Raw genomic sequence first — 922 nt, forward strand, 5'->3', positions numbered from 1 at the left:
GCGTGGAGGGGGCGGAGAAGGTGACGGGGGAGGACGGCACGGTGGCGCTCGGGCCGCTGCGGCCCGGTGTGGTGCGCGTGGCGCATGGCGTGTGGCCGGGGCTCGACGTCACGGTGCACGTGCTGGGCGCGCAGGGGCCGGTGTTCCCCGAGCAGGCCCCGCTGGTGCCTGGGCTCGTGGCCCGGCGCGTGGAGGTGGGGCCACCGCTGCCGGTCAACGTGCGGGTGCGCGTGGAGGGCGCGCACGTGACGTGCTGGGTGGAGGATTCGCGGGGCCAGGTGTTGAAGGACCGGCCGGTATTCGTCGCGCTGTCCGAGGGCGAGCGGTCCGACGAGACGGTGCGTGATGGACTTACGCGCTTCACGGTCCGTGGCGCGAAGGGCCCCGTGAGCGTGTCCGTGGCGGACGTGCGCACGGGCGTGACGGCCATCGAAGAGGTGCGGCCTTGAAGCGCTCCTCTCCGGCGCTCGGCTCCGGACGCGTTGGCTTCGGGCGGTTCGCCTTCGGACGCTTCATCGTCGGGTGCTTCGCCATCGCCGTGCTGCTGCTCTCGGCGGAGGCCTCCGCGCAGACGCTGGCCTCGGACCTGCCCAGCCAGGCTTCGACGATCGCGGGCCGCGTCTGTCAGGACGTGGATGGGGACGGGCGCTGTAGCCCTGACGAGCCCGGCGTCGCGAGCGTGCGACTGGTGCTCGCCACGGGCCGGGAGGTCCGCACCGATGCCGCCGGGCGCTTCCACCTCACCGGCGTCGACTCGCGCCTGCCGGACCTGACCGACGGCCTCCACCTGCGCCCCGGTCGTCACCTGCTCAAGGTGGATCCGCGCAGCCTGCCGCCCTCCAGCCAGGTGTCCCCGAAGGCCGCGACCGTGGAGGTGTCCTGGGGTGCCGTCGTCCTCCAGGACTTCGCCGTGCGCACCGCC

Annotated in this window: 2 pseudogenes; both read left to right on the forward strand. The window is 73.9% G+C overall.

The features are described from left to right. Nucleotides 1-449 (forward strand): annotated as a pseudogene (locus D7X12_RS41555) (hypothetical protein); the annotation flags it as partial. An 89-nt stretch (nt 450-538) separates the two neighbouring features. Next, nucleotides 539-922: pseudogene (locus D7X12_RS41560) on the forward strand (flagellar motor protein); the annotation flags it as partial.

Origin of the sequence: Corallococcus sicarius (genome assembly GCF_003611735.1) — a bacterium.
GTDB classification, from domain to species: domain Bacteria; phylum Myxococcota; class Myxococcia; order Myxococcales; family Myxococcaceae; genus Corallococcus; species Corallococcus sicarius.